The sequence below is a fragment of the Pseudomonas sp. BN606 genome (genome assembly GCF_029873115.1).
Lineage (GTDB): Bacteria > Pseudomonadota > Gammaproteobacteria > Pseudomonadales > Pseudomonadaceae > Metapseudomonas.
Genome location: NZ_SSOF01000079.1, coordinates 112,699 through 136,640, shown reverse-complemented (window position 1 = coordinate 136,640; position 23,942 = coordinate 112,699). Strand labels below are relative to the sequence as shown.

The window sequence follows — 23,942 nt, the reverse complement described above, 5'->3', positions numbered from 1 at the left end:
TGCAATCTTAGTAGGTAGTCGGCTGGCTGCATGGTGGAGTGGCGGCAAAAACAGGAGCGAATCAATGACAGGCGACAATCGGAAGCAACTCGACCACAGCTGGCGCGCCAACGCTTCTGGTTGGACACGTGCAGTACGAGAAAGTCGCATCGAAAGCAGGCAGTTGGCCACTGACCAGGCCATTGTCGACGCCGTCCTGGCCCATCGGCCGTTGAGGGTGCTGGACCTCGGTTGCGGCGAAGGTTGGCTGAGTCGTGCGCTGGTTGCACACGGGCTGGCGGTGCTGGGGATCGATGCATCTCCGCCACTGGTGGCGGCGGCGCAGGCGGCCGGTGGTGAGTTCCGCTGTCTGGACTACACCACTTTTCAGGCCGATCCGGGCCAACTGGGCTGCTTCGATGCCGTGGTGTGCAACTTCTCGCTGTTCGAGGAACATTTGCAGCCGTTGCTGGTGGCATTGCGCGAGCAGCTCACCAGCGATGGGCTGTTGCTGATCCAGACTGTCCATCCCTGGCAGGCCCGCGGTGACCAGGGATACAGAGATGGCTGGCGCCGCGAGGATTTCGCCGCCTTCGAAGGCGAGTTCCCCGAGCCCATGCCCTGGTACTTCCGCACCCTGGAATCCTGGTGCGCGCTTCTGCTCGTCAGCGGCTACCGCATCGAGGCCTTGCGCGAGCCAGTCCATCCGCATACCGGCGAGCCGCTGTCCCTATTGCTTGAGGCCAGGAAGTAGGAAAGGAGGCGCTTGCGATACCCATCGTTCGGTCGCGCTGGGTTTCGTTCCTAACGGAGCACCGCCCGACCCATCCTGCGAACTTCGCTCCACTCCCCCTTATCGGCACTTTCGTGCACCAAAAGTAGGCATGACGTTGCCTTGTCTTTGTGCAAGACTCGCCGCCGATCTCGGACGCGTCTGCGCCCGCCGGACTGTTCAGCCCCACAAGGACGGGACTTCCAGGCGGCCAAGGGTCTTACCACGACCCGGCTTTTCGGCTACGCGGCTGACTCCTCGACAACTACAAAATGAGGTACCACTGCATGTCCGTTGCTGATCATCAGCCACAACATGAATCGCTGCACCGAGACCTCGGTGAGCGTCACATCCGCCTGATGGCCCTGGGCGCCTGCATTGGCGTCGGCCTTTTCCTGGGTTCGGCCAAGGCCATCCAGATGGCTGGTCCGGCCATCATGCTGTCCTACATCATTGGTGGTCTTGCCATCCTGGTGATCATGCGCGCCCTCGGCGAGATGGCTGTGCATAACCCCGTGGCAGGCTCCTTCAGTCGCTACGCCCAGGATTACCTCGGGCCACTGGCCGGTTTCCTCACCGGCTGGAACTACTGGTTCCTCTGGCTGGTGACCTGCGTGGCGGAAATCACCGCCGTGGCCATCTATATGGGCGTCTGGTTCCCTGAGGTGCCGCGCTGGATATGGGCCCTCGCGGCGCTGATCAGCATGGGCGGCATCAACCTGATCGCCGTGCGCGCCTTCGGTGAGTTCGAGTTCTGGTTCGCCCTGATCAAGATCGTCACCATCATCGCCATGGTGGTCGCCGGTACCGGAATGATCGTCTTTGGCCTCGGCAACGACGGTATCGCCACCGGCATTTCCAACCTCTGGGAACACGGTGGCTTCATGCCCAACGGCGTGCAGGGCGTGCTGATGTCGCTGCAGATGGTCATGTTCGCCTACCTCGGTGTGGAAATGATCGGCCTGACCGCCGGCGAAGCGAAGAACCCGCAGAAGACCATTCCCCAGGCCATTGGCTCAGTGTTCTGGCGCATCCTGCTGTTCTATGTGGGCGCACTGTTCGTGATCCTCTCCATCTATCCGTGGAACGAGATCGGTACTCAGGGCAGCCCCTTCGTGATGACCTTCGAGAGCCTGGGCATCAAGACCGCCGCCGGTATCATCAATTTCGTGGTGATCACCGCCGCGCTGTCCTCCTGCAACGGCGGCATCTTCAGCACCGGCCGCATGCTCTACAGCCTGGCCCAGCAAGGCCAGGCGCCGCGGGCCTTCGCCGTCACGTCCAACGGCGTGCCGCGTCGCGCACTGCTGGTGTCCGGTGCCGCGCTGCTGCTGGGTGTGCTGGCCAACTACCTGGTGCCGGAGAAAGTGTTCGTCTGGGTAACCTCCATCGCCACCTTCGGCGCCATCTGGACCTGGGCGATGATCCTGCTGGCGCAGTTGAAGTTCCGTCGCAGCCTCACCCCCGCCGAACAAGGCAAGCTGCAATACCGCATGTGGCTGTTCCCGCTCAGCTCCTACCTGGCCATGGCCTTCCTGGTGCTGGTGGTGGGCCTGATGGCCTACTTCCCCGACACCCGCGTCGCGCTCTACGTGGGCCCGGCCTTCCTGGTGCTGCTGGTGGTGCTGTACAAGGCGCTCAACCTGGCTCCGACCAGGGCCTCGGAGCCCGTTGGCGACGCCGCCTGACAAAGACCTTCGCGATGACCATCGGGCCCGCCATGTGCGGGCCCGGTGCTTTCTCGGGGTGCTTGAAGCGACCGGCCGATCAGCGGACTATCCTTCGCCAACTGGCCATGCGCCGGTATCCCCAGGAGGTGTTCATGCTGTGTATTGCTTCCCGGCTTCTGACCGTCGGCAACTCTTTGCTTGCGAGCATCCTGATCGTTTGCCTGCTGCTGACCGGGTGCGCGGGCTTTCGTTCGGGCGTGGAGAGTGCGGCCTTCGTCGAAGACCAGGCGGCCGACGAGCGTGGCCGTATTCAACTGACTGATGTCGCGCTGACCCTGGATCTGCACAACCAGATCCAGCAGAACGATTTCCAGGTGATCCTGTTCGTGGTGCCGGTGATGTATGACCCCATCGACAAGCCACGCTATGACGAGAAGGACGGGATTCGCCTGCTGCTGGAAATCCAGCCGGCTACTGCCGACTTCCACTTTCGTCCCGAGCATGTGGTGCTAAGGGTCGACGGCCGTGTCCTTGAGCCGGCGGCGGTATCCCTGATCATGGTTCGCGATGTGGGTCAGTTCCCTCTGGACGGTTTGCAGGCGATCAACCAGTCCCCCGCCGGGCTGGACTACCGACTGGCGGTGCCACAGCGGAGCTGGCAGTTCATCCTGAAGTTCGCCGGGCCGGTACCCAAACCGTCCAGCGACATCCAGTTGGACCTTTCCCGTGCCCTCGAACGTCCCGGAAAACCGCCACTTCCGACGATTCGCTTCCGCTCCCGACCTTGGAGTCAGGGGTACACCTGATAGTGTGACCGCCGGTCCCGCGCGACGCGATTGGGCAGCTAGGCTGAAGCCAATCACTGTTTCTGGAGATCATCGCCATGGCCGGTTCCACTGCCGTTCCTTGCCTGCGTTACCGCGACGCACCCGCCGCCGTCGCCTGGCTCTGCCACACCTTCGGTTTCGTCGAGCATCTGGTGGTGCCCGAGCAGGACGGCAGCATCTCTCACGCCCAACTGAGCCTTGGCGAGGGCATGATCATGCTCGGTTCCGTGCGCGACACCGACTACGGTCGACTGATGCGCCAGCCCGACGAAACCGGCGGCCTGGGTACGCAGAGCATCTATCTGGTGGTGGCCGACGTCGATGGCGTGCATGCCCGCGCGGTGACAGCCGGCGCCACCATCGTGCTGCCCCTTAAGGATGAGGACTACGGCGGGCGAGGTTTCACCTGCCGCGACCCGGAAGGCCACTTGTGGAGCATTGGTTCGTACGATCCCTGGGCTTGAGCCGCTCGGTCCATTGCCGGAAGATCGCGCCCCAGCTGCCGGCAATCCCGACTGAACGGAATTCCGAGGAATACGCCATGCAAAGCATCACCTTCCCCGACGGCACCCAGGTGCCCGCCATCGGCCAGGGCACCTGGCACATGGGCGAGAATCGCAGTGAACGCAAGCGCGAGGTCGCGGCACTGCGCCAGGGGCTGGAACTGGGCCTGCGCCTGATCGATACCGCGGAGATGTACGCCGAAGGCGGAGCCGAACAAGTGGTGGGCGAAGCCATCGCCGGCCTGCGGGAGCAGGTCTTCCTGGTCAGCAAGGTTTATCCGTGGAACGCCAGCCGCCGGGGCACGGCCCTGGCGTGCGAGCAGAGTCTCAAGCGCCTGGGTACCGACCATCTCGACCTCTATTTGCTCCACTGGCGCGGCGAGCACCCGCTGGAGGAGACGGTGGAAGCCTTCGAGCGCCTGCGCGAGCAGGGCAAGATTGCGCGCTGGGGTGTGTCCAACCTTGACCTTGATGACCTTCACGAACTGCCCGCCGGTTGTGCCGCCAACCAGGTGCTCTACAACCCCGAAGCGCGCGGGATCGAGTTCGACCTGCTGCCTTTCCAGCGGCAACAGGGTATGCCGCTCATGGCCTACTGTCCGGTGGGGCAGGGCGGCAAGCTGCTGCGTAACGCCAGCGTCCAGGAAATCGCCCGTCGCCATGACGCCAGCCCCGCCCAGGTCGCCCTGGCCTGGGCTTTGCGCCAACAGGGCGTGATGGTCATTCCCAAGGCTGTCGACCCGCTGCACCTCAAGCAGAACGCCGAGGCCCACAGGCTCCAACTCAGCGACGACGATCTCGCCCTGATCGACCACAGCTTCCCGCCGCCACGGCGCAAGCGTCCGTTGGAAATGCTCTGAGGCCTGCTGCTTCTTGTGGGAGCGAATTTATTCGCGAATGAGTTCGCCCACAGGAAGGGGCTCCCAACTGCAGGAGCCAGCTTGCTGGCGAAATGGTCAGGATTCGCTAGCAAGCTAGCTCCTACATGGCGCCACTCGGCGGCGAATCCGGACTGGTGGCAAGATAATTCCTCGTCCCAGATTCCTATTGTCCTACAGCTCTCATAGACTCTTGCCCACTTCTATCCAGGGATGGCCTTGATGAAACGTACGTTGTGGACGCTGTTTGGGGTGATGGGGCTGGTCGCGGTTTCCTGGGCCGAGGAACCGCCCGTGCAGGACCCGTTGCTCGATGCGCCCGCCACGGCCACGGCCACGTCCCCCGGCGGCGAAGCCCGTGGCGTCCTGCGGGCCCGCAACCAGGCAGTCCTGGCCAGTGAACTGGCCGGGCGCATCGTCGAGATGCCTTACGCCGAAGGCCAGGCATTCAAGAAGGGAGAGGTACTGGTGCGCTTCGACTGCAGCGCGTACCAGGCCCAACTGAATGCCGCCAATTCCGCCGTGCGCGCCGCCCGCGAGGAGCTGAAGAACAAACAGCAGTTGGCCGCCCTCAACTCGGTGGGCCGCTTCGAGGTCGCCCTGGCCGAAGCACGCCAGGCTCAGTCCCAGGCCGAGGCGCAGGTCTACCAGGTGCAGGTGCAGCGCTGCCAGGTCAAGGCACCGTTCGACGGCCAGGTGGTGGCGCGCAAGGTCCAACCCCATGAAAGCGTCGCCAGTGGCGCGCCGCTGCTGGACGTAGTGGACAACCGCACCCTGGAGATCCATCTGCTGGTGCCTTCCCGCTGGCTGAACAAGCTCAAGCCTGATCAGGCCTTCGAATTCGTGCCCGACGAAACCGGCCAGCCGCTGCACGCGGTGGTCAAGCGCCTTGGCGCACGCATCGACGAAGGCAGCCAGACCCTTCTGCTGATCGGTGGTCTGCCAGCCGACGCACCGGGCCTGCTGGCTGGCATGAGCGGCACCGCGCGCTTCCCGGAGAATCCATGAACGCAGCCGCGCCGGGTGCGGCCGAGCGCGTGTTCGCGCTCTTTCTCGGGCTGCAGCAACAGGCCCGTCAGAAGGCCACTACCGAGCAGTTGGCCTTCGCCATGGTCAACGATGGCCAGGCCCTGTTCGGATTCCGTCATGCCGCTTTGCTGATTGCCGGCAAGGTGCGGGCACTGACCGGTATCAGCCTGGTGGAACCCAACGCGCCTTTCGTGGCATTCGTCGAACGTGCCGCCGCGCAGTTACTCCGTCAGGAACGGCTCGATGAAACCGCCGCCATCGATGCCGAAGCCCTCGACCAACAGTCTCGCGTCGACTGGCAGGCGCTGTCCGCCGCCCATGCTGGTTGGGTTCCACTGAAAGATCGTCAGGGTGAGGTTTTCGGTGGACTCTGGCTGGCTCGCGAGCATCCATTCAATGAAGCCGAACTGGCCCTCCTGACCCAGCTCGGCGACACCTACGCCCATGCCTGGCTGGCCCTGCAACCGCGCAAACCCTGGCGCCTGCGCTGGCCGAAGAAGAAGCTGATGGCCATCGCCGGCGGGCTCTGCCTGCTGCTCCTGGTGCCGGTACGTCAGTCAGTGCTGGCGCCCGCCGAAGTGGTGCCCCAGGGGGGGCGGGTGGTGGCGGCACCGCTGGATGGCGTGATCGCCGAGTTCCTGGTCAAGCCCAACCAGAGCGTGGCCGCGGGCGACCTGCTGGTGCGCTTCGATGCCACCAGCCTCAAGGCCCAGGCGGACGTTGCCGAGCGCGCCCTTGGTGTCGCCGAAGCCGAGCTCAAGGCCAACACGCAGCGTGCCTTTGCCGATGCGGAGTCCAGCGCACGCATCGACCTGCTGGCGGCGCGGGTGGAGCAGAAGAGAGCCGAGCGCGACTATGCCCGTCAGTTGCTGGCACGTAGTGAAGTACGCGCCGAGCGCGGCGGAATTGCGGTTTTCGCTGATGCCGAGCGCCTCACCGGCAAGCCGGTGCAGACCGGTGAACGGTTGATGCAGATTGCCGATCCGGCCCAGGCCGAACTGCGCATCGAGCTGCCAGTGGGCGACGCCATCGCCCTGCAACCGGGGGCCGAAGTGGCGCTGTTCCTCGACAGCGATCCGCTCAACCGCCACAGCGCTCGTCTGGAACGTGCCGCCTACGAGGCCCAGACCACCGCCGCCGGCCAACTGGCCTACCGCCTCGATGCTGCCTTCATTGACGCCCCGCCGCGCATCGGCCTGCGCGGCACGGCCAAACTCTTCGGTGATCGCGCGCCGCTTGCCTATTACCTGTTGCGTCGGCCCCTGGCCGCGGCTCGACAGAGCCTGGGCTTCTGATGCTGCCCGCACTGCGCTCCGACCTGCAGTTGTCGCCGGCCGCCCCCGGGCTGGATGGCGCGCCGCAGTGGACCCTGGCCGACCCCCTGCGCGGTCGCTACTTCAAGCTCGGTGCGGCCGCCGTGCGCCTGCTGCGTCACTGGGCCCTGGGCGACCCGCAACGGGTGCTGGACGCGGCCAACGCCGAACCCGGTCTGCCCCTGGGTTCGCCGGAGGTGGAGGAGTTGTTGCGGTTCTTGCGAGGCCACGATCTGATCGCGGCCCTGGACGAGGAGCAGCGCGCCAGCTATGGGATGAAGGCTGTTGCCGCAAAGCAGAGCCTGTGGAACCGCGTGCTGCACCAGTATCTGTTCTTCCGTATTCCGCTATGGCGGCCCGACGCCTTCCTCAACCGCGCCTGGCCCGTACTCGAGCGTAACGGCCATTGGCTGATGCGTTGGGGCCTGCCGCTGGTGTTCGCCCTCGGCCTGTTCCTGGTGGCGCGGGACTGGCAGCGCTTCATCGCGACCTTCCCCCATCTATTCAGCCTTGGCGGCGCCCTGGCCTTTGGCGTCGCCTTGACCTTCGCCAAGCTCTGTCACGAGTTCGGCCATGCCTTCATGGCCAAGCGCGCCGGCTGCCGGGTGCAGAGCATGGGCCTGGCGTTCATGGTTCTGCTGCCGATGTTCTACACCGACGTCAGTGACGCCTGGCGGGTGAATGACCGCCGCTCGCGGTTGCTGATCGGTGCCGGCGGCGTGCTCGCCGAACTGGTGCTGGCGGTGCTCGCGCTGTTGGCCTGGTCGCTACTGCCGGACGGACCGGCGCGCACCTCGGCATTCATGCTCGCCAGCGCCACCTGGATCACTACGGTGATCATCAACCTCAATCCGTTCATGCGCTTCGACGGCTATTTCCTGCTCAGCGATCTCTGGGGAGTGGAAAACCTCCAGGCGCGAGCTTTTGCCCTGTGCCGCTGGCGCCTGCGCGAGGCCCTGTTCGGTTATGGCGAGCCGGCGCCCGAACCCTGGCAGCCGGCCATGGCGCGACGCCTGATCGTGTGGGGCTATGGCTCCTGGCTGTGGCGCGCGGTGCTGTTCTTCGGTATCGCCTTGGCGGTCTATCACCTGTTCTTCAAGGTGCTGGGCATTTTCCTGATGCTGGTGGAACTGGTCTGGTTCATCGGTCTGCCAATCTGGCGCGAGTGGACCGAGTGGTGGCAGCGCCGCGATCAGGCCGAGCCTCGCAAGGCCTTGCTGACCGCTGCCAGCCTGTTGCTGGTACTGATCCTGCTGGCGTTGCCTTGGCGCAGTTCGGTGGAGGTTCCGGCGTTGCTGGAGGCCTCGCGGGCAACCGCCCTGCACGCCCCCGTGGCGGCGCGGCTGAAGGCGCTGCATGTGGAGGATGGTCAGGCGGTGGAGCAGGGCGACCTCCTGCTTGAACTGGAGTCCCCAGACCTGGACTCCCGCCAGGCGATCGTCCGCCGCGAGATCGAGATTCTCCAGTTGCAACTGCGCCGCCAGGCGGGACGCAGCGAGACGGCCGCGGATGCCGGCATTCTTGAGCAGCGCTTGGCTGAAGCGGTGGCCGAATACCGCGGGCTGGCCGCGCAGCGCGAACGCCTGCAATTGCGTGCGCCCCAGACTGGCGTGGTGCGCGACCTGCTGCCGGACCTCACGCCAGGTCGCTGGCTCAGCCCACGTGAACCCATGGCGCGCGTGGTTGAAGCGGGCCTGCGTCTGCGCGGATATCTGGCCGAAGAAGAACTCTGGCGGGTACAGGTCGGTGCCGAAGGCCGCTTCATCGCCGACGATCCGGCGCGGCCGGCGTTGTCGGTGCGCCTGGACGAGGTGGATGCCACGGGCGTGGCCTATCTGGAACTGGAGGCCCTGAGTTCCGATCACCACGGCCCCATTGCCGTGCGCCGCGACGCCCAGCACCGGGCGGAGCCAGTGCAGGCCCAGTACGGTGTGCGCCTCAGCCTGCTGGACGATTCCATCCATCCGGCACAACCCCTGCGTGGCGTCGTGGTGCTGGATGGGGAGGGCCAGTCCCTGCTGGGCTTCGCCTGGAGAAGGCTGGCGGCGCTGGGTGTGAGGGAAAGCGGTTTCTGATTTCCAAGGAGCAAGGACGGTTCCATGCCAATCCCCCCATTGCCAATTTGCTCGCGCCTGCCGCTGAGGTTCGAACTGGCCCCGCTGCTGGAAGCCCTGGCGCGCATCGAGTCTGACGCGTGGCAGAGCCACTTCAATACCGGTTACTACGAAGGCGACTGGAGTGGCGTCGCACTGATTACCCCCGAGGATTCGCCCCTGCCGTTGGCGCCAGGTCTGGGCTCACCCGTCCGCAGCACCTGGTGGCAGCGCGAGGTGGCCTGGAATGAACTGCTCGGCACCTTCCACACCACAGTGCGCAGCGCGCGCCTGCTTCGCCTGGGACCGGGGTCGCGCATCCATGAGCATCGCGACCTGGATCTGGGCCAGCCAGGCAGTGACGTGCGTCTGCACGTCCCTCTGCTGAGCCCGGCTGGCGTGGAGTTCCTCGTCGATGGCCTGCAGGTGCCCATGCAGCCTGGCGAGTGCTGGTTTCTTGACCTGTCACGCCCGCATCGGGTGGATAACCCGGGGCCAGGGGAGCGCATCCATATGGTGCTGGACTGCCAGCCCAATGACTGGATGGTTGCTGCCATCGACCAGGGGCTGCCCACCACTCCCACGCTGCAACAGGGTAGGGCGGGGCAGGACTTTGCACGATTCCGCCAGTTGGTGGAGCAGGACGCGAGCCTTGCCCAGCGACTGCGGTCGTTGACCGAGGTTCGCGACTTCTTGCGGGAAACCGTCGAACTGGCCGCCGCGTGCGGCCTGCATTTTTCCGAGGCGGACGTCCGTGCCGCCATGCGCCTGGGCAAGCAGGCGTGGAGTGAGCAATGGAAAGCATGAATTCACACGGTGATCTTCACGGCTGGCTGCCGGTCCGCGCCTGGCAACGCGACGGCGAGTGGCGCCTGGACTGGTGCTGGTTCGGCGAGCAGCGGCTTACTCGGCCTTTCTTTCGTGACGACGTTGACCTGGCTTTGCGGTTGCCTTTCAACCAGGCATTCCGCCGCGAAACAGGACTGGATGTGCTGCTGGACTGGCAAATCTCCAGTCCGGGATTTGCGCCGAGTGCCCTGATCTTTCATGCCTCCCGCTGCGGCTCGACCCTGATGGCCCAGATGCTGGCGAGCCTTGAGCGGCATGTCGTGCTGTCCGAACCGCCGCCGCTGGATAGCCTGTTGCGCGCGCATTTCCACGATCCTGCGGCTTCGTCGCAGCAGCCAGCATGGATCGCAGCGCTGATGTCGGCCTATGGCCAGCGGCGTTGCGGGGGCGAGCAGCGTCTGATGGTCAAGCTGGATGCCTGGAACGTGTTCGAAGCGCCGCTGCTACGAGACCTTTACCCGAATACGCCGCGCATCTTTCTGTACCGCGATCCGCTGGAAATCGTCGTTTCCCAACTGCGCCAGCCCGGCATGCATCGGGTGCCGGGGCTGCTCGGGCCGTCAGCTCTGGATTTCGCCGGGGAGGACATCGCGGCCATGTCGCCCCTGGAATACACCAGCCGCACGATCGGACGCATTCTCGAGCAAGGGCTCGAGCTGTGCCGAGCCCAGGGAGGCATTCCGGTGAACTACAACGAGCTGCCTGACGCGCTCTGGGACCGCCTGGCTCCCGTGTTTTGCCTCGGCGAAGCCGATACGCCGAAGCTGCGGGATATCGCGGCCTTCGATGCCAAGCAGCCGGCCATGTGGTTCACCGCTGACAGTCAGCGCAAGCGTGAAGAGGCCAGCGACGACGTGCGCGCGGCTGTAGAGCGATGGTCGGGGGATTCATACGAAGGATTGGAGCGTATTCGGTGTATAGAGCAGACACTTCATACAGAGGTTAGAAATTAGTCCTATTGATTATTAACTAAACGGTGGCTAGTGGCCTGCACCTTGAGATACTCTTCCGACGTTGATCTCGCGTGATAGCAAAATAACAGGATGCCGGCTTGCCCTGCTGGGGGCAGTCAGCAAGGACGCACGGTCTCATGCCAACTCTGGAGTTGAATCTTCGCCCCATAGCGAATGCCGACATGGCGTTCCTGCGGGAGCTTTACTCGACGACCCGTGCCGATGAAATGGCCTCCACTGGATGGAGCCAGCCCGCCATCGATGCCTTCCTCGCCCAGCAATTCGACGCCCAGCACCGTTATTACCAGGAGCACTACCACGATGCGCAGTTCTCGCTGATCTGCCATCGGAGTCAGGCCATCGGCCGGCTGTACGTCTTCCGTGGACCGAACACTCTCAATCTGATCGATATCGCCCTTTTGCCCGACTGGCGCGGGCAAGGTATCGGCACGCGCTATCTACAGGCCCTGACCAACGAGGCGGATGAGACCGGCAAGGCGATCCGCCTTTTCGTTGAGCCTGGTAACCCGGCCACGCGTCTGTACAGCCGTTTCGGCTTCGTCGTCACGGGCAATAACCGCGTGTATCTGCAGATGCAGCGCAGCGCCAGGACCTCACTCGCACAGGAAGCTTCCGCATGAGCCTGATCCCGACTCGCCAGGATTTCGAACAGCAGCTTCATCAGCCATGGCAGCTGAGCTGGGAGAGCGGCGAAGGCGTCGCCGTGACGCTGATCGAGGTCAGCGAGGGCCAGGCGATGAACTCGCGCCATGAATGCTACAGCGCCATCTTCGCGCAGCCGGTGGGCATCCAGATGCCACAACACAGCTATCGGTTGCGTAGCCCCAGCAATGCCGAATGGACGGTGATGCTGAGTCCCATCGGGCCGGACGAGGACGGTGAACACCATTTGTTGCAGGCAGTGTTCCACTGCCGCAAGGCCCTGTAGGGCAGTCCGGATCAAAGAGTTGTCCGCGCATCGATGCGCACCCTGCCGCCTGGGCGGCATCAACAAGGAGCAACAGCAATGAGTGATCCCTTCCTCGGCGAAATCCGTATGGTCGGCTTCAACTTCGCCCCCCGTGGGTGGGCCTTATGCCAGGGCCAAGTGATGTCCATCGCGCAGAACTCCGCCCTGTTCTCGCTGCTCGGCACCCTGTACGGCGGCAATGGCCAGGTCACCTTCGGCCTGCCGGACTATCGCGGCCGCAGCCCGGTGGGGCAGGGGCAGGGCCCAGGCTTGAGCCCGATCGACATCGGTGAAGTGAGCGGGACGGAGAACGTGACCATTCTCTCCAACCAGATGCCGGCCCACACCCACACCGCGACGCCCGTCAGCAACTCGATCAGTGCGTCCGGTCAGGCCTCCATTCCTGCTGCGACCACCGGCACCACCCAGGCCAATCCAGGGCCGACCACTGTCCTGGGCCCGATCGCGGCTGCCGGCCGTGCTGGCAGCCTGTACGCCACCGGTACCCCGGATACCACCCTGGCACCGTTCAATGTCAGCGTGCTGGGCGACATGCCGGGCATCAACATCGGCATCAGCGGCGGCAGCCAGCCCTTGGCGATCCGCAACCCGTTCCTGGGCACCAATTTCGTAATCGCGCTCGAGGGCATCTTCCCGTCGCGCAACTGACCCCGGCCCGCCCAGGCGGCTTGCTGGAGTTGTAACAGTACAGGGGGGGAAGGCGAGGCTCGTCTTCCCCCCTAGTTGAATGGCAGTAGGAGGTGTTCCATGTGGCGGAAGAAGACTGCTCGCGAGCAAGTGGCCGCTCAGCCGGCTCGCTCGGCGCTTGCCTTGGCGCTCGAAGCCCGAATGATGTTCGACGGCGCAGTCGCTGCTACCGCGGTGGAAGCGGCGGATGCTGCACCTGCTGCCGATGCCTCCAGTGACCAGGGTTCCCAGGCGGATGCCACCCAGCACGACAGCGCTGGCGAGAACCTGGCCGCGACGCCGTCGGGCACCTCCGACAATCGCCAGGAAGTGGTCTTCGTCGACAGCAATGTCAGGAATTACCAGCAGCTCGTCAGCGGCCTGAAACCGGGCACCGAAGCCGTGGTGCTGGATGCGAACAAGGACGGGCTGCAGCAGATTGCTGACTACCTCGACGGTCGCAGCGGCATCGATGCCATTCACATCCTAAGTCACGGTGATGTGGGCAAGATCCAGCTGGGTAACGACTGGCTGGACAGTGGCGATCTGGCCGCTCGTAGCGAGTTGCTCGATGCCATTGGCCAATCCCTCGACCAGGATGGCGACATCCTGGTCTATGGCTGCCGAGTGGGAGATGGCGGCGCGGGCATCGATTTTGTCCAGACCCTGGCCAGCTCAACTGGCGCGGATGTCGCCGCCTCGGACAATATGACGGGCGCGGCCGGATTGGGCGGTGATTGGACCCTGGAGCGAAGCCAGGGCACTGTCGAAGCCGGCGCGCTGCTTGGTCTGGAGACCTACAACGGGTTGCTGGCGACGCCCGCGGACCAGAATTTCGACGCGCTTCCTCTCGCGGGCCAGGGGAGCAACAGCGTCACGATCGGCGGGGTCACCTACTTCAATAACGACAGCATTCACATTTCGATCGTCAATAACGGTTTCATCGCGGGCGGCGCAGACCATGTCCTCGCATACAGGAGCACGGGCCCCAACACCTCTACGGAAGTCGGATTCAAGACCCAGGATGGGTCGGAATTCAAACTGAACGGTTTTGTCGTGGACCGAGGTTTTGGCACGGACAACTCGTTCACCATCAGCGCCTATCGCAATGGTCTGCTGATCGATACCAAAGTCGTCGATGTATCGTCGGGCACCGCGACCTTCAATGTCAGCGGCGACAGCAATTGGGAGTACATCGACGAAGTCAGGATCACCGGAGCTGACCTCGACGTCGACATCGACGACATCGATTTCAGCGACGCTGTTATCCCCGATACCACGCCGCCAACGGTGACGTCCGTCAGTTCCAGTACGGCCAATGGTACTTACAAAGCGGGAGACGTGATCTCTATCACCGTGACCTTCAGCGAGGTGGTCACGGTCTCCGGTACGCCCCGGCTCACCCTGGAAACTGGCGCCATCGATCGGGTCATCAACTACAGCAGCGGCTCCGGGTCCAACACCCTGACCTTCAACTACACGGTACAGGCGGGCGATACCAACACCGACCTGGACTATCTCAGCACCGGCGCCCTGGCCCTCAATGGCGGCACCATTCGTGATGCCGCCGCCAACAATGCCACCCTGACCCTGGCGTCACCGGGCGCTGCCGGCTCGCTGGGCGCCAACAAGAACATCGTGATCGACTCGGCTCCTGGCATCAGCAACGTCAACGGTGACAGTGTCGCCTGGGCAGGAGTCGGCAGCACGGTCACGCTGGATTCGGGCAGCGACGCTGCATTCAGCGATATCGAGAAGGGCGCGCTCAATAGCGGCAACGGCAACTGGGCGGGCGGGAGCCTGACTGTGCAGCGCTCGGGTACAGCCGTTACTACGGATACCTTCGACTTCAACACTGCGGGTGCGTTGTTCACGGTCAGCGGCAGCAACTTGCAGTCGGGTGGCCAGACCTTCGCCACCTTCACCTCCGCTGGCGGCGTGCTGACGATCACCTTCACCAGCAGCGGCACCACTGCCACGACCGCCCTGATCAATAATGTGGCCCAGCGCGTCACCTACCGAAGCGATACGCCGGCCGGCGACGCGACCGTCCAGTTCGCCCTGAGCGATGGCGCCTCCACCGCCACGGCGAACGTCACGGTCACCAGCGACACTATCTACGTCACCAACACCAGTGATACCGCCACCATCGGCGCCAGCGATGGCGTGGGCCTGCGTGAGGCGGTAGCCATTGCGGCAGCTGATGCAACGGGTACGCAGACCATCATTCTCGGTAGCGGCGTGGCGGGCCAGACCATCACGCTTGGCAGTGGCCTGAGCCTGGGCGAGAGCCTGAGCTTCAATGGCGATTCGGCCACCGGCCTGATCATCACTGGCAGCACCATCACCCTGGGCGGCGGCACCACCACAGGTTTCACCAACGCCAGTGGCAGCGTCACTCTCAACAGCACCCTGGCAGGCACTGGCGCGTTGGCCAAGGCCGGCGCGGGCACGCTGGTGCTTGGCTCCACCAGCAATAACGGTGGTTGGTCCGGTGCCATGTCGGTAACCGGCGGTACCCTCAATGCCGATACCGGCTCGCGCTTGTCGAGTGGGAGCCTGACCCTGGACGGCGGCACCCTGGCCATGACTGTGACGGGCGCGGCAGGGACGACCACCACGGTCGCCAACGCGGTCACCTTGGGGGCGGGCGGCGGCACGATCAGCGTCGGCGGTGGCGGCGGCGCCAATATTGCCGACTTCAGCGGCGTGATTTCCGGTTCCGGCAGCTTGACCAAAACCGCGGCGGCCATCCTGCGGCTCAGCGGTAGCAACAACTACGCCGGGACGACCACGGTCAATGGGGGCACTCTGTCTATCAGTGGCGATGGCAATCTGGGAAGCGGCGGCGTCGTCCTGAACAACATCGCCACGCTAGCGGTCACGGCCCCCACTACCATCGACAACGCCATCACGCTCAATGGCTTCGCCACCATCAACAACAGCGGAGCGGCAACGCTGTCTGGCGCCATCAGTGGTGGCGGCGACTTGAACAAATCAGGCGCCGGTACGCTGACTCTGTCGGGAACCAACAGCTACCTGGGCTCCACAACGGTGAGTTTGGGCACCCTGAGTGTTGCCGGTGATGCCAACCTGGGCAGTGGTGTGGTGAACCTGAACAGCGGCGGGGCGCTGACGGTGACCGGTGCGACCACCATCGATAACAACATTGTCCTGGGGGACAATATCTCGTTCACCAACACCAGCGCGGTCACCCTGTCGGGTGTGATCAGCGGCGGTGACAATTTCAGCAAGTTCGGGGCGGGCACCCTGACGCTCAGTGGCACAAACACTTACACCGGCACTACCGAAGTGAGAGCCGGCACCCTGAGCATTACCGGTGACCAGAACCTGGGCAGCGGCGCCGTGAGCCTGCTCGGCGGGACCACGCTGAGCATCACGGGCAACACCACGATCGACAACGCCATCGGCCTGGCCGGTACGGCCAGCCTGGCGTCCAGCGCGGCGGCCACCCTCTCCGGCGCCATCAGCGGCTCGGGCGGCCTGACCAAAACGGGCACCGGCACACTGACCCTGTCGGGAACCAATAACTACACCGGTGCCACGACGGTGTCGGCGGGCACGCTTGCCGTGAATGGCAGCACCACCAGCGCCACCACCGTAGCCAGCGGTGGAACCCTGGCCGGCAGCGGCACCCTGGGCGGCGCCGTGACCATCCAGAGCGGCGGCATTCTGTCTCCCGGCAATTCCGGCACAGGCGCGCTGACCATCAACGGCAACCTGGGCATGGCCACCGGCAGCACCCTGGCAGTGGATATCAACGGCACCACTGCCGGTACCGGCTTCGATCAACTGGTGGTCACTGGCGCAGTGGACGTTTCCGGCGCGACCTTGGCTGTCAATCACGGCTATGCACCTGGCAACGGCGACACCTACACCATCATCGCCAACGATGCCGCCGATGCCGTCACCGGTACCTTCAGCGGCTTGGCCGAGGGCGCTACCACCACCGCGGGTGGCAATAGCACGGTACTGACCGCCAGCTACATCGGCGGCACCGGGAACGACTTCACCTTGACGGCGCCGATCAACGCAGCGCCTGTTGTCGGCAGCCTCAACGGCGACAGCGTCACCTTCACCCAGGGCAGTGGCACTGTCGTGCTCGACGGCGGCAGCAACGCCACCGTCACTGACTCCGATTCGCCCGATTTCGATGGCGGCAACGTCACCGTGTCCATCGTCACCAACGGCGTAGCCGGCGAGGATGTGCTCGGCATTCGCAACCAGGGCACGGGCGCGGGGCAGATCGGCGTCTCCGGCAGCAACGTGACGTACCAGGGGACCATCATCGGCAGCTTCACCGGCGGCAGCGCCGGGGCCGATCTGGTCATCAGCCTGAACAGCTCGGCCGATGCAGCGGCCGTCCAGGCGTTGATTCAAAACCTCAACTACAACAACACCAACGCCACCAACGGCATCGGCCAGGCCGACCGTACGATCCGCGTCACCGTCAATGACGGCGATGGCGCCACGTCCAGCAGTGCCGATGTAACGGTCGCGGTGGTCGAGACCGTCGCGCCGGCTACCGTCAGCATCGTGGTTACCGACACAGCACTGAGGGCTGGCGAAACCAGCACCGTCACCATCATCTTCAGTGAGGAGGTGACGGGCCTCACGACCGCCGACTTCACCGTGGCCAACGGCGCACTCAGCAACCTCAGCACCTCGGACGGCGGCATCACCTGGACCGCCACCTTGACGCCGGATAGCAATGTCCAGGACGCCGGCAACGTGATCACCCTGAACAACACCGGTTACACCGATCAGGCTGGCAACGCCGGTGCCGGCACCACAGATTCCAACAACTACGCCATCGACACTCAGCGCCCAACAGCCACCATCGTGGTGGCCGACACCGCACTGAAGGCAGGCGAAACCAGCACCGTCACCATTACCTTCAGCGAGGCGGTGACGGGCCTCACCACCGCCGACTTCACTGTCGCCAATGGCACGCTCAGCAGCCTGAGTTCGTCCAATGGCGGCGTCACCTGGACCGCCACCCTGACGCCGACGGCCGATGTCGAAGACGCTGGCAACCTGGTCAACTTGGACAACACCGGCTACACCGACCAGGCCGGCAACACGGGTTCCGGCACCACCGATTCCAACAACTACGCCATTGATACCCTGCGTCCTACCGCGACCATCGTGGTGGCCGATACCTCGCTGATTGTGGGCGAAACCACTACCGTCACTATCACCTTCAACGAAGCGGTGACGGGGCTGGATCTGGCCGATTTCACCGTCGCCAATGGCAGCCTGAGCAACCTGAGTTCGGCGGATGGCGGCACCACCTGGACTGCCACCCTGACCCCGAGCGCCAACGTCGAAGACAGCGGCAATCTCATCAGCCTGGACAACACCGGTGTGATCGACGCCGCTGGCAATATCGGCACCGGCAGCACCGACTCCAACAACTATGCCGTCGATACCCAGGCTCCGTTGAACGCAGTGCCGGGCGCGCAGGTCACCAACACCGTGACTCCGATCGTGTTCAGCAGCGGTAACGGCAATGCCCTGACCGTGACCGAGGGTGGCAACCTGACCACCGTCGTTTCGGTGGCCAGCGGCACCCTCAGTGCCACCACCGGTGGCGGCGCGATCATCAGCAACAATGGCACCGGCGCCGTGACCATCAGTGGCACGGCAGCAGAGATCAACACAGCGCTGGAGGGACTGGTCTACACCCCGGCAGCGGCCGGTGCTACCAGCATCAGCATCCAGTCCACCGATGCCGCCGGCAACATCGACAGCGACAGCGTCGCCGTGACCGTGAACAACAGCACCCTGCTGGTGACGTCCAACCTGGATTCCGGTGACGACCAGACCGCGTCCAGCAACATGGCGGCCGATCAGGCTGACGGCGGTGGCCTGAGCATTCGCGAAGCGCTGTTCTGGGCGCGCGCGGGCGACACCATTACCTTCGACCTGAATGGCGCGCTGGCCGGCAACCAAGGCGGCACTATCGTCCTTGGCGGCAGCCAGCTCGACATCAACTACAGCAACCTGCGCCTGGACGGTGACCTGAACGATGACGGCGTCGCCGACGTGACCCTCTCCGCCAACGGCGCCAGTCGGGTGATGCAAGTCGGTAACAGCCTCGCCGGCGTCGAGATTTCCGGCCTGGTGCTGACACAGGGCAATACGGGCGGGGGCGGCGCTGGTCTCAATATCGGCTTCGGCTCCAGCGTGACCCTTCGTGATTCGGTAGTCAGCAACAGCGCGGATAGTGGCCTCGGCGGTGGCGGCATCTTTGGGAGTAGCGCGAACCTGACGATGGTCAACAGCACCGTCAGTGGCAATACCAGCAATACGTTCGGCGGCGGTATTCGTGTAGTGGGGGCTGGCGGCACGCTGACGATGCTCAACAGCACCGTCACCGGCAACACCACCACCGGCGCTGGCGCCCACGGCGGCGGCCTCCAGTTCGGGGGTACTGGCGGTTTGACGATCATCAACAGCACCTTCAGCGGCAACGCCGCCCTTGGCGCCGGCTCGCTGGGGGGCGGTATCCGTGTCACCAGCGGTACGTCCTTCATTTACAACACCACAGTGGTCGGCAACGCCGCGTCCGGCAGCGGTGGCGGTATTCATGCCAATGGCACCGACACGCTGGTCAACACCGTGGTCGCCGGCAACACCTCCGGTGCCGGTGCCGCCGCGGCAATTGGCGGTTCGCCGCTGGCTACGGGCGGTATCGCAGACGACGTGGCCTCGACAGTCGAGACCGCCACCAACAGCTACTTCGGCAGCAACGTCAGCATCACCACTGCCAGCGGTGTACTGAACAACCAGGGCACCGCCAACCTGCTGCTGGGTAACCTGGCCAATAACGGCGGATCGGTGCAGACCCACAAGCCCCAGGCGGGCAGTGCATTGCTCGACGCTGGCAGCAATGCCGGCCTGCCGCTCGACACCTACGACCTGGATGACGATGGCAATACCACCGAGGTGCTGCCGATCGACGCCATAGGCAACGTGCGGGCCACTGGCAGCGCAGTCGATATCGGTGCAGTGGAAGCCAATGCACCGCCGGTGCTGGGCAACGTCAATGGTGGCGGCAGCTACACCGAGGGTGGTGCGGCCATCGTGATCGATGCCGATGCCAGCGTGTCCGATGCGGACCTGGACCTGCTCAACGGTGGCAGCGGCAACTACGACGGTGCCTCCCTGGTCGTGGTGCGCAATGGCGGCGCCAATGCCAGCGACCTGTTCGGCTTCCTCGATGGCAACGGCATCACCCTGGTGGGAAGCAACCTGGTCAAGAACGGCCAGGTGATCGGCAGCTTCGACACCAGCACGAGCGGCCAACTGACCCTGACCTTCACCGACGCCAACGGCCAGATTCCGACCACGGCGGACGTGAACCACATCCTCCAGCAACTGACCTATGCCAACAGCTCCAACGACCCGGTCGCCAGCGTCGCCCTGAGCTGGACCTTCGCCGATGAACTGGGCGCCACTGCTGTCGGCAGTACGCTGGTCAACCTGGTGGCGGTCAACAACGCACCAACCGCCACCGCCACCGGTGGCAACCCCATCTATACCGAGAATGGCGCCGCCGTCGATCTGTTCAGCGGCATCAGCATCGGCACGGTCGAAGCGGGCCAGAGCATCACCGGCGTTACCCTGACCGTCAGCAACCTCGCCAATGGCGCCAGCGAGATCCTGAGCATCGACGGTACCGACGTCCTACTGGTCAACGGCGCCAGTGGCACGACCGCCAGTAATGGCATCGGCTACAGCGTCAGTCTGGTGGGCGGCACCGTTACCATCACCCTGACCCATGCCGGTCTGAGCACTGCAAGTGCCCAAGGCGTGATCGATGGCATGACCTATCGCAATAGCAGCGAAGCGCCTGCTGCCGGCAGCCGCGTGGTCACCCTGACCAGCATTCGCGACGACGGCGGCACCAGCAATGGCGGGGTGGATACCAGCAGCCTCGCGATTGCGGCCACCGTGAACGTGGTGGCGGTCAACGATGCGCCGGTCATCACTGCACCGGGCTCCATCGGCGTCACCGAAGATGTTGCCCAGGCCCTGACCGGCATCTCCTTCAGCGACGTGGATGCCAGCACTGGCAGCGTCACCGTGACCTTCAGCGTGGCCAGCGGCAGCCTGGGCGCCATCAGCGGCAGCGGTGTGACCGTGGCCGGTTCCGGCACCGGTACCCTGACCCTCGTGGGCAGCATCAGCGATATCAATGCCTTCATCGCAGCCAATGGCGTGAGCTTCACCGCCGCAGCCAATGCCACGGCCAACGTGACCCTGACCATTGGCATCGACGATGGCGGCAATACGGGTACCGATCCAGGCAACTCCGGCACCGGCACCTCGGAAGCCAGCAGCACCACCGTCACCCTGGCGGTAAGTGCGGTTAACGATGCACCGGTCAACAGCCTGCCGGTGGGGCAGGGCGTCAACCAGGATGCGAACCTGGTGTTCAGCGCGGGTAATGGCAACCTGATCAGCATCAGCGATGTGGACGTCGGAGGTAGCACCCTGCAGGTCACCCTGACTGCGACCAACGGCCTGATTTCCTTGAGCGGTATCAGTGGTCTCAGCTTCAGCAACGGCGACGGTACCGCCGACGGCAGCATGACCTTTACCGGCACATTGGCGGATATCAACAACGCCCTGAACGGCCTGACCTTCAGCCCAACCACCGGCTACAACGGGCCGGCCAGTATCCAGATCAGCACCAGCGACCTGGGGGGCACAGGCAGCGGCGGGGCCCAGACCGACACCGACACCCTCGCCATCACCGTCAACCCGATCAACCCGGTGATCACCGACATCGGCGTCAGCAACCCGGATGGCGGCTACAAGGTAGGCGACGTCATTACCGTCACCATCAGCTTCGACCAGACGGTGATCGTCGATACGTCCGGCGGCGTGCCCTCGCTGCTGTTGGAAACCGGCCTGCTGGACCGCGCCGCCACTTACGTTTCCGGCTCGGGCAGCAACACCCTGACCTTCAGCTACACCGTGCAGGCGGGTGACCTCAGCGCTGACCTGGACTACCAGTCCACCGGCGCCCTGGCGCTGAACGGTGGCAGCATCCGCAATGCCGGCAACGCCAGCGCCATCCTGACGCTGCCGACCACTGGCGGCGCCGACTCCATCGCCGGGCAGCACGGCATCGTCATCGACGGTGTGGCGCCGCAAGTCACCAGCGTCAGCGTGCCGGTCAACGGCACCTATGTGGCGGGGCAGAACCTCGACTTCACCGTCAACCTCAGCGAAGCGGTGATCGTTGACACCATTGGCGGCACGCCGCGCATCGCCATCACCCTGGACGGCGGGGGTACGGTCTTCGCCAACTACCTCAGCGGTTCCGGCACCTCCGCCCTGGTGTTCCGCCTGACCGTCAGCAGCGGCCAGCTGGATACCAATGGCATCAGCGTCGGCGGCGCCATCCAGGCCAACGGCGGCACCCTGCGCGATGGCGTGGGCAATGACGCCAACACCACCCTCAACAATGTCGCCAGCACCACGGGTGTGCGGGTGGATGCCGTAGTGCCGGTGGTGGGCAGCGTCAGCGTGCCGGTGGGCATTCCCTACAACGCTGGCGATACCCTGACCTTCGTGGTCAACGCCAGCGAAGCGGTGATCGTCAATGGCGTTCCGCGCCTGGCCATCGACATGGGCGGTACCACGGTCTTCGCCAACTACGTGGCCGGTTCCGGTACCAGCACCCTGGTGTTCCAGTACACCATCCAGGCGGGCGACAACGACGCCAACGGCATCGCCGTGACCGGTCTGGCCAGCAATGGCGGCAGCCTGCTGGACGCCGCTGGCAACGCCATGACGCTGACGCTGAACAGCGTTGGCGACACCAGTGGCGTGATCGTCGACACCGTTGCACCCAACCCGAGCGGCATCGTCAGCGTCGATCCGTCGCCGACCAATGCCGGCAGCGTGCGCTACACCGTGACCTTCAGCGAAGACGTCAGCGGTGTGGACCTCGGCGACTTCACCCTGGTGACCACCGGCAGCGCAGGCGGCAGCCTGACCGGCCTGGTGCAGATCGACGCCCGCACCTATCAGCTCACTGTCAGCGGCGTGAGTGGCACCGGTACCCTGGGGCTCAACCTCAACGGTTCCGGTACCGGCATCGTCGACGTTGCCGGCAACGCCGTCGGCGGCGGCCTGGTTGGCGCTGTGTACAGCGTCGACCGCGATGTGCCCACCGTCACCGGCGTCAGCGTGCCGGTCGGCGTGTCCTACAACGCCGGTGACACCCTGACTTTCGTGGTCAACGCCAGCGAAGCGGTGATCGTCAACGGCGTTCCGCGCCTGGCCATCGACATGGGCGGCACTACCGTCTTCGCCGACTACGTGGCGGGCTCGGGTAGCAACACGCTGGTGTTCCAGTACACGGTTCGCGCCGGCGACAACGATGCCAACGGCATTGCCGTCACTGGCCTGGTGGCCAACGGTGCGACCCTGCGCGATGCCATCGGCAACTCGATGAACCTGACGCTGAACGGCGTCGGCAACACCAGCGGTGTGATCGTCGATACCACGGCGCCGAATGCCAGCGCGACAGTCACGCCGCTGCCCACACCCGGCAGCGTGCAGTACACCGTGACCTTCGACGAGAACGTTAGCGGCATCGACATCGGCGACTTCAACCTGGTGACCACCGGCAATGTCACCGGCACCCTGCAATCGCTGGTGCAGGTGGATAGCCGTACTTTCCTGGTCACGGTCAGCAACGTCGCAGGTGCTGGCACTCTCAGCCTCGGCCTGAACACCACCGGCACGCTGATCACCGATACCGCAGGCAACGCCATGCTCAGCGGGCTGACGGCGCAGACCTACAGCGTTCCGCAGAGCGATGGCGATCCGGAGTTCCGTCACAACCCGCCGGTCATCGTGCCGCCGGAACCGACGGTACCGTTCGACCCGGTGCAGCCCAACGTGCCACCGCCGCCGTTCACGTCGCCGCTCATTCCGCCGCCGCTGTTCGATCAGCCGACGCTGGGCAGTGGCATTCCGACCCTGGGCAATATCTTCATCAACCAGGGAGCCCTGGCGCCCAGCTTCATCGCCCAGGTCTTCGGCAGCAGCGACGGTTTCGGCGATGGCTCCGGCTCGGGCTTCCTCGGCTTCGGCGGGGGCGATGGCGGTGTGTTCGGCACCAGCAGCCTGTCGAGTTTCTTCGACAAGGACGTGCCGCAGGATTCCGAAGAAATGAAGCTGTTTGATGGCAAGCAATGGAAGGGCGGCTCCGGGGGGAGCGGCCAGGGCATCTTCGGGGCGCCCACGCTTGGCCAGCAGTTGCAGGACATCAAGGACAACGAGCAGCGTCAGGTCAGGGAACTGGCCATGGCACTGGGACAGATCCAGGTGGATCGCCCGCAGGCTTAAGAACAACGAATTAGAAATCTGT

14 protein-coding genes are annotated in these 23,942 nt (G+C 64.6%); all 14 read left to right on the top strand.

The window, feature by feature from the left end; genetic code table 11:
• Nucleotides 1-64 precede the first annotated feature (64 nt).
• The 14 genes from E8E75_RS21830 (at nt 65) to E8E75_RS21765 (ending at nt 23,920) form a co-directional block, all read left to right on the top strand.
• A complete protein-coding gene (locus E8E75_RS21830; protein WP_153917754.1) occupies nt 65-733 on the top strand; it encodes a methyltransferase domain-containing protein in 669 nt (222 codons plus the stop codon).
• A 305-nt stretch (nt 734-1,038) separates the two neighbouring features.
• Nucleotides 1,039-2,439: an amino acid permease gene (locus tag E8E75_RS21825; RefSeq protein ID WP_153917756.1), complete on the top strand. Its 1,401-nt coding sequence runs from the start codon at nt 1,039-1,041 to the stop codon at nt 2,437-2,439.
• Between the two features lie 134 nt (nt 2,440-2,573).
• A complete protein-coding gene (locus E8E75_RS21820) occupies nt 2,574-3,227 on the top strand; it encodes a hypothetical protein (protein ID WP_153917758.1) in 654 nt (217 codons plus the stop codon).
• A 77-nt stretch (nt 3,228-3,304) separates the two neighbouring features.
• Complete coding sequence (locus E8E75_RS21815; protein ID WP_120652266.1) at nt 3,305-3,712, top strand: VOC family protein; 408 nt, start codon at nt 3,305-3,307, stop codon at nt 3,710-3,712.
• A gap of 77 nt (nt 3,713-3,789) precedes the next feature.
• Complete coding sequence (locus E8E75_RS21810) at nt 3,790-4,611, top strand: aldo/keto reductase (protein ID WP_153917760.1); 822 nt, start codon at nt 3,790-3,792, stop codon at nt 4,609-4,611.
• 240 nt (nt 4,612-4,851) lie between these two features.
• Complete coding sequence (locus E8E75_RS21805) at nt 4,852-5,637, top strand: efflux RND transporter periplasmic adaptor subunit (protein ID WP_120652264.1); 786 nt, start codon at nt 4,852-4,854, stop codon at nt 5,635-5,637.
• Nucleotides 5,634-6,953, top strand: a complete 1,320-nt coding sequence (locus E8E75_RS21800; protein WP_153917762.1) for an HlyD family efflux transporter periplasmic adaptor subunit — start codon at nt 5,634-5,636, stop codon at nt 6,951-6,953. Before E8E75_RS21805 ends, E8E75_RS21800 begins: the two co-directional genes overlap by 4 nt.
• The gene (locus E8E75_RS21795) at nt 6,950-9,046 is read left to right on the top strand and encodes an efflux RND transporter periplasmic adaptor subunit (protein ID WP_174235603.1); all 2,097 of its coding nucleotides are present in this window, start codon (nt 6,950-6,952) and stop codon (nt 9,044-9,046) included. Before E8E75_RS21800 ends, E8E75_RS21795 begins: the two co-directional genes overlap by 4 nt.
• Before the next feature lie 24 nt (nt 9,047-9,070).
• Nucleotides 9,071-9,871, top strand: coding sequence for an aspartyl/asparaginyl beta-hydroxylase domain-containing protein (locus E8E75_RS21790; RefSeq protein WP_120652261.1), 801 nt, complete (start codon nt 9,071-9,073; stop codon nt 9,869-9,871).
• Nucleotides 9,859-10,866: a sulfotransferase family protein gene (locus E8E75_RS21785; protein WP_153917764.1), complete on the top strand. Its 1,008-nt coding sequence runs from the start codon at nt 9,859-9,861 to the stop codon at nt 10,864-10,866. Before E8E75_RS21790 ends, E8E75_RS21785 begins: the two co-directional genes overlap by 13 nt.
• A gap of 137 nt (nt 10,867-11,003) precedes the next feature.
• Nucleotides 11,004-11,507 (top strand): GNAT family N-acetyltransferase, encoded by a 504-nt coding sequence (locus E8E75_RS21780; RefSeq protein WP_120652257.1) that lies wholly within the window; start codon nt 11,004-11,006, stop codon nt 11,505-11,507.
• A complete protein-coding gene (locus tag E8E75_RS21775) occupies nt 11,504-11,815 on the top strand; it encodes a hypothetical protein (protein WP_153917766.1) in 312 nt (103 codons plus the stop codon). The genes E8E75_RS21780 and E8E75_RS21775 overlap by 4 nt, the downstream gene beginning before the upstream one ends.
• A 78-nt stretch (nt 11,816-11,893) precedes the next feature.
• Nucleotides 11,894-12,505 (top strand): tail fiber protein, encoded by a 612-nt coding sequence (locus E8E75_RS21770; protein ID WP_153917768.1) that lies wholly within the window; start codon nt 11,894-11,896, stop codon nt 12,503-12,505.
• Nucleotides 12,506-12,604: 99 nt separating this feature from the next.
• Entirely contained in the window at nt 12,605-23,920 is an 11,316-nt protein-coding gene (locus tag E8E75_RS21765; RefSeq protein ID WP_280359776.1) for an Ig-like domain-containing protein, read from the top strand.
• The last annotated feature ends 22 nt before the right edge of the window (nt 23,921-23,942 follow it).

What these genes read in the sequence shown, in the direction of transcription:
- E8E75_RS21765 (WP_280359776.1), top strand. Translation starts at nt 12,605, where the DNA reads ATGTGGCGGAAGAAGACTGCTCGCGAGCAAGTGGCCGCTCAGCCGGCT.
- E8E75_RS21780 (WP_120652257.1), top strand. Translation starts at nt 11,004, where the DNA reads ATGCCAACTCTGGAGTTGAATCTTCGCCCCATAGCGAATGCCGACATG.
- E8E75_RS21775 (WP_153917766.1), top strand. Translation starts at nt 11,504, where the DNA reads ATGAGCCTGATCCCGACTCGCCAGGATTTCGAACAGCAGCTTCATCAG.
- E8E75_RS21820 (WP_153917758.1), top strand. Translation starts at nt 2,574, where the DNA reads ATGCTGTGTATTGCTTCCCGGCTTCTGACCGTCGGCAACTCTTTGCTT.
- E8E75_RS21800 (WP_153917762.1), top strand. Translation starts at nt 5,634, where the DNA reads ATGAACGCAGCCGCGCCGGGTGCGGCCGAGCGCGTGTTCGCGCTCTTT.
- E8E75_RS21830 (WP_153917754.1), top strand. Translation starts at nt 65, where the DNA reads ATGACAGGCGACAATCGGAAGCAACTCGACCACAGCTGGCGCGCCAAC.
- E8E75_RS21790 (WP_120652261.1), top strand. Translation starts at nt 9,071, where the DNA reads ATGCCAATCCCCCCATTGCCAATTTGCTCGCGCCTGCCGCTGAGGTTC.
- E8E75_RS21770 (WP_153917768.1), top strand. Translation starts at nt 11,894, where the DNA reads ATGAGTGATCCCTTCCTCGGCGAAATCCGTATGGTCGGCTTCAACTTC.
- E8E75_RS21805 (WP_120652264.1), top strand. Translation starts at nt 4,852, where the DNA reads ATGAAACGTACGTTGTGGACGCTGTTTGGGGTGATGGGGCTGGTCGCG.
- E8E75_RS21815 (WP_120652266.1), top strand. Translation starts at nt 3,305, where the DNA reads ATGGCCGGTTCCACTGCCGTTCCTTGCCTGCGTTACCGCGACGCACCC.
- E8E75_RS21810 (WP_153917760.1), top strand. Translation starts at nt 3,790, where the DNA reads ATGCAAAGCATCACCTTCCCCGACGGCACCCAGGTGCCCGCCATCGGC.
- E8E75_RS21785 (WP_153917764.1), top strand. Translation starts at nt 9,859, where the DNA reads ATGGAAAGCATGAATTCACACGGTGATCTTCACGGCTGGCTGCCGGTC.
- E8E75_RS21825 (WP_153917756.1), top strand. Translation starts at nt 1,039, where the DNA reads ATGTCCGTTGCTGATCATCAGCCACAACATGAATCGCTGCACCGAGAC.